At 44.7% G+C, this 5,719-nt stretch carries 4 protein-coding genes, 1 riboswitch and 1 other annotated feature; all 4 genes read right to left on the bottom strand.

What is annotated here, in order from left to right:
- Positions 1-132: 132 nt before the first annotated feature.
- The 4 genes from hisC to tet(35) all read right to left on the bottom strand — a co-directional run bounded on the left by hisC (position 133) and on the right by tet(35) (position 5,357).
- Positions 133-1,173, bottom strand: a complete 1,041-nt coding sequence (gene hisC / locus CAG69_RS17935; protein ID WP_161445475.1) for a histidinol-phosphate transaminase — start codon at positions 1,171-1,173, stop codon at positions 133-135.
- Positions 1,174-1,191: 18 nt separating this feature from the next.
- On the bottom strand, positions 1,192-2,484 hold the full coding sequence (hisD, locus tag CAG69_RS17930; RefSeq protein ID WP_005390871.1) for a histidinol dehydrogenase: 1,293 nt from the start codon (positions 2,482-2,484) through the stop codon (positions 1,192-1,194).
- A gap of 5 nt (positions 2,485-2,489) precedes the next feature.
- A complete protein-coding gene (gene hisG, locus CAG69_RS17925; protein WP_005390869.1) occupies positions 2,490-3,386 on the bottom strand; it encodes an ATP phosphoribosyltransferase in 897 nt (298 codons plus the stop codon).
- A gap of 53 nt (positions 3,387-3,439) precedes the next feature.
- Positions 3,440-3,577: a sequence feature (His leader region), on the bottom strand.
- Between the two features lie 178 nt (positions 3,578-3,755).
- Positions 3,756-5,357 carry a tetracycline efflux Na+/H+ antiporter family transporter Tet(35) gene (gene tet(35) / locus CAG69_RS17920; RefSeq protein ID WP_161445473.1) on the bottom strand — a complete coding sequence of 534 codons (1,602 nt, stop codon included), beginning with the start codon at positions 5,355-5,357 and terminating at the stop codon, positions 3,756-3,758.
- 109 nt (positions 5,358-5,466) lie between these two features.
- Positions 5,467-5,649: riboswitch (Lysine riboswitch) on the bottom strand.
- Positions 5,650-5,719: the final 70 nt, after the last annotated feature.

The raw sequence follows: 5,719 nt of genomic DNA, 5'->3' as shown, positions 1-5,719 counted from the left end.
TCAATCGGTGGCTCAACAATCAGCGTGCCATCTCGGTCGATAAATAGGATTTTTTGTTGCTTGCTCACTCGAACTTCCTTATTACTAATCTTGTTTCGTTCTCGGCATAAACCGAGAACGTTGAGATTCTATTTATGAATAGTAGTTTCTAATGAAACCCAGTGTCTTTTCACACTCGTCGCGGTTACCAACACTGATACGCACGCAGTTCTCAATTGGCGAGTTACGCAGGATAATGCCCGTATCCCAAGCGGCTTTGAAAAGAGCATCGCCATCTGGGAATTTCACCAATAAGTAGTTACCCCACCCTTCAAAAACCTCCAGACCCGGAATCATCGACAAACCAACTTGTAAGTAAGCTCGGTTTGCGTTCAAGTCGAGAACTTGGAACTTCGCTCGCGCTAATCCTGCTTCTGAGAGCGCTTGAGTAGCAATTTCTGCAACTGGCACCGGTACTGGGTAAGGTGCGATAACTTTAAGAAGTACATTAATCAGCTCTTCGTTCGCAAGCGTAAATCCACAACGCAGACCTGCAAGCGCGAAAGCTTTCGACAGAGTACGCAGAATCGCTAGATTTGGATATTCTGCCAGTAAATCTACTGTTGACGCTTCTGGACAAAAATCGATGTACGCTTCGTCCATGACCACGATTGCGCGGTCTTTTGTCATCTCAAGCAAAGAGACAATATCGTCACGCTTAACCAAGTTACCCGTTGGGTTGTTTGGCGAACATACAAAAACCAGTTTCACGTTATCCAGATTCGCTTCGATGCCTGCAAGGTCTAATTGCCAATCTGACGTTAGCGGCACGGTTTTGCGCTCTACACCGATGGTTTCTGCACTGATGGCGTACATACCGTAAGTTGGTGGGCAGTAAAGAATCGCATCTTCACCCGGCTCACAGAATGCACGAATTAATAACTCAATACCTTCGTCTGCGCCGCGAGAAGTCAGTGTTTGTTCTGGTTTCACACCCGCATACGCTGCGTAAGCGGAAATCAGTTCTTTCGGTTGGCATTCGCTGTAACGATTAAGACGAGCAAAGTCTGTTTTGTATTCATTGTTAAATGGTGATTCGTTGGCATTTAGCCATACGTCACCCGTACCACCGATTCGGCGAGCCGACATATAAGGGGTAAGCTGTTGGACTTGTTTACGCGCTAGCTTTTCCATCTCTTTACTCTCTTATTCTTACTTACTTGCTAATTTTTCTACACGGATAGTAACAGCACGTTTGTGGGCGTCCAGACCTTCTGCTTCAGCCATAGTGACAACCGTTGGCGCAAGATTTTTAAGACCGTCAGCTGAAAGCTCTTGAACCGTCATTCGTTTAGAAAAATCAGCCAAACCTAAGCTTGAATATGTCCGTGTGTAACCGTAAGTAGGAAGAACGTGGTTAGTGCCCGATGCGTAATCTCCCGCAGATTCAGGCGACCAATCCCCAAGGAAGATAGAGCCTGCATTATCAAGTAGAGGTAGAAGCTCGCGTGGGTTCTTAGTCTGAACAATTAAGTGCTCAGGGCCATAATAATTAGAAATAGAGATCGCTTGGGTGATCGATTCAGCAATAATGATTAAACTCGATGCGAGCGCTTTTTCTGCAATCTCTGAACGAGACAACTCTTTCAATTGACGACGAACGGCATCTGTCACCTGATCTGCAATAATGGCTGATGGCGTCACAAGTACAACTTGAGAGTCAGGTCCATGCTCTGCCTGACTTAGAAGGTCCGCCGCAATAAAATCTGGGTCCGCTGTTTCATCCGCAATCACAAGAACTTCCGAAGGACCCGCTGGCATATCAATCGCTGCGCCACGGAAATCATTGCTCACCTGGCGCTTTGCTTCCGTCACGTAAGCGTTACCCGGGCCAAAAATCTTATCAACTTTTGATACGGTCTCTGTACCATATGCCATTGCAGCAACAGCTTGACCACCACCGACGTTGTACACTTCATCAATGCCACACAATTTTGCTACGTAAAGGATCTCGTCAGCGATTGGAGGCGGAGAGCAAAGCACAACTTTACGACAGCCAGCAATTTTCGCGGGCACGCCCAGCATCAAAACCGTCGATGGCAATGGCGCGCTACCACCAGGAATGTACAAACCCACTTTTTGAATTGGACGTGTTACCTGTTCACAAAGCACACCCGGTTGAGTTTCGACTTTAATTGGCTGTGGCTTTTGCGCTTTGTGGAATTTAGAAATATTGGCATAAGCTTGCTCTAATGCGTTTTTCATTGATTCAGACAAGCGCTCTGAAGCGGCTTTAATTTCCTGAGAAGAAACACGAATGGACTCAGGTTTAACGCGATCAAACTTTTCTGTCAGCTCGTTGAGAGCAGAGTCGCCTTCATTTCTAACTTTAGCGATAACCTCAGACACTGCTGCAGTGATATTTGCACCTTCTGCAATAGCAGGACGTTCTAAGATCGAATCTTGCTGCTCTTCACTTAAAGATTGCCAAACGACTGTTCTCATGATGTTTACTCCATCATTTTTTCAATTGGTAGCACTAGGATTGAGCTAGCACCTAACTCTTTTAGCTGTTCCATGGTTTCCCAGAACAGGTTTTCAGAACTCACTAAGTGAACAGCCATTTTCTGCTTATCTGCAGAAAGAGGAAGAACCGTAGGATCCTCAGCACCAGGAAGTAGTGCTTTGATTTGATCGAGCTTTTCAGCTGGCGCGTGAAGCATGATGTACTTAGACTCTTTCGCTTGTTGTACGCCTTGCATGCGAGTCAGTAGTTTTTCAATCAGTGCTGTTTTGTCCGCATCAAACTCACCGATACGTTGAATCAGCGTCGCTTTAGATTTAAAGATCACTTCCGCTTCTTTTAAGCCATTCGCTTCTAACGTTGCGCCAGTCGATACCAAATCAGCAATAGCGTCAGCTAGACCTGCGCGAGGTGCAACTTCTACAGAGCCAGTTAGCATACATGTGGAGAATGGAACGCCTGCTTCATCCATGTAAGCTTTTAGGAGTTGAGGGTAAGTTGTGGCAATACGCTTACCAGCTAAGTCTTGTGGACCGTTGTACTCTTCATCCTTGTCGATAGCGATAGACAAGCGACAACCGCCAAAATCCAGTCGACGAAGTTGTACGAACTCACATGGTTCACCCAGAGCTTTGCGATCAAGACGAACTTCTTCTAGTTCGTTTTCTCCGATGAAACCAAGGTCAACCACGCCATCCATGATCAAGCCAGGGATGTCATCGTCACGAACCAAAAGCAAATCAATTGGCATGTTCTCCGAGTGAACCACTAAACGCTCACCCATTACATTAAATTTTACGCCGCACTGTTTTAGCAGAGCTTGGCTCTCTTTACTAAGGCGACCTTTTTTCTGAATTGCGATTCTTAAGCGTTGTGTTTGCATTGCTTTTTCCCTGTGCAAGATTTTGATATATAAGTAATTTTTGAATTAATAAAACTAAAAAACCCTCGAGAGATTGGAGTCTCCCGAGGGTTTAAAATCTGCTTTTACTTTGATTTCACCTCCGGGAGTTTCCTGCCTCCCGGGTATGCGTACATCGCCCGAAAGACTAGATTGGGTGATGATGGTGATGAATGTTCATTACAAAATTACGCATACTTATTTAAGACTCTATTGAGTTGCTTCGTTGTTAACCACACTAACTAAGCTGATTACTTTTTTCAACCTTTAATTTTAAAAAAATCGAATTGTATAATACGAATAAAAAAGGAGGCCGGAGCCTCCTATAATTTTACTTTTTAATTCAGTGAATTACGCACTCTGACAAGATGCCATTTTTGACTTTGAAAGCCATGACAAAATCGCACAAACGATAACGAATGTAATCGACGCTGCGATGAAAGAGAACGCAATTGAAGCTGTCATACCAAGAGCAATAAAGCCCACGCATGAAACAAGCGCGACTGATAATGCATAAGGTAACTGTGTTGATACGTGATCAATATGATTACAACGTGCACCAGTCGACGACAGAATAGTGGTATCGGAGATAGGTGAACAATGGTCACCAAAAACGGCACCGGCTAAAACTGCACTTAGCATTGGGAGCATTAGCGCAAGATCGGTTGCACCAGCCATATCACCCGCGATTGGAAGCATAATGCCGAACGTACCCCAAGAAGTACCGGTTGAAAATGCCATTAGACCAGACAACAAGAATAGGATAACCGGTAGCCAATGTGGATTGATATTGCCCTGCGCCATTGTAGAAAGGTAAGAACCCGTCTTCATGTCACCGATAACCGAACCGATAGTCCAGGCAAATACCAGGATTAGAATCGCGCCAAACATAGACTTCGCACCAATCCAAAGTGTGCGTGCAATTTCACCCATTGGAAGACCTTGCTTCACAACAGTAAACAGTGCAACTGCTAAGCCAAGCAAGCTACCGTAGATTAGTGATGTGCCTACATCTGTATTTTCAAACGCACCTAGAAGCGCAAACTCTTTGCCGTCAGCAGCCAATGCTTGGCCACCCGTGTAAAGCATAGAAGCGATAGTCGCAATAATCAGCGTCACGATAGGAAGTACCAAGTCTGACACTTTACCCTTTTCGCTTTCACGGATATCTAGCTCTTCGTTTAGATCATGCGCTTCTTGCGAGTCGTTTTCTTTGTCTTTATCAAAGCCGCGGCCTTGAGATGCAGAGATTTCATGCTCACGCATCTTACCGATATCGAGGCCAAACCACGCCACAGCAAACACCATAAGCAGTGCAAAAACTGCGTAGAAGTTCATTGGAATAAGACGAACGTACGCGCCAAGAGCCGAATACTCAGTGATCCCATGTGAGACTAAGATACCGCCGATAATCGTAATAATGTAAGCACCCCAGCTAGAAGCAGGCATGATCACACACATTGGTGCAGCAGTTGAGTCTAGAATGTATGCAAGCTTCGCGCGAGACACATAAAAACGATCGGTTACTGGACGAGAAATGGCACCAACAGCAAGACTGTTAAAGTAATCGTCGACAAAAATGAATACGCCTAAAAAGGCAGCAAGAAGTTTGGAGCCGCGTTTACTCTTCACTCGAGATTGTGCCCATTCGGCAAATGCACGAGTACCACCAGATAGCGTTAATAATGCAGTTGTCATACCTAATAAGATTAGGAAACCAACAATGCTCATGTTCCAAGTGTTAATTCCGCCATCTTCGATAAAGACAGAAGAAACTTGAGAACTCACGTAACTAACGGTATCACCGATAGACCAGCTATTAAGTAGAACCGCACCCAGCACGATACCTACACCTAAGGAAACTAATACACGTCGAGTCAAAATCGCCAAAGTCAAAGCGACAATAGGTGGCAATAATGAAACAGGAGAACTAGAAAAATCTATTAAATTCATGATCTTCAAAAACCAAAGTTTGGCTAGAGATCTACTGCAGACAAGTCACGTAGCATACGATACGTGCTCATGTTGAACTTAGCGACAGGGAAGCGAACACTCCACCCAACCCTACAGTAGCGCTCCATAGTTTAATGTGAATATATACTATGGCAGTGTTGTTCCTTTCAGATACAACCCCAGCAAGTAACTTTGATGAGTTACTTACTTCGGCAATCTTCGCCTTCCACTATTATTCGTTGGCATCACCCCAATAATAGCTACTCTTCGAGACCGCGCCTCTACGGCAACAACAAACAATTAACCACTAACTGTACAAATTAACAACAAATTGTCTGCAATATTGCATCAGGTAGCAGCCA

The organism is Vibrio sp. V43_P6S15P86 (genome assembly GCF_009904725.1).
GTDB classification, from domain to species: Bacteria; Pseudomonadota; Gammaproteobacteria; order Enterobacterales; family Vibrionaceae; genus Vibrio; species Vibrio diabolicus.
Note: the sequence above shows the minus strand (reverse complement) of the source record. Positions and strands in the feature narration are given on the sequence as shown.

Excerpts from the sequence above, each read along its gene's own strand:
- hisC (WP_161445475.1), bottom strand. The coding sequence starts at position 1,173 with ATGGAAAAGCTAGCGCGTAAACAAGTCCAACAGCTTACCCCTTATATG.
- hisD (WP_005390871.1), bottom strand. The coding sequence starts at position 2,484 with ATGAGAACAGTCGTTTGGCAATCTTTAAGTGAAGAGCAGCAAGATTCG.
- hisG (WP_005390869.1), bottom strand. The coding sequence starts at position 3,386 with ATGCAAACACAACGCTTAAGAATCGCAATTCAGAAAAAAGGTCGCCTT.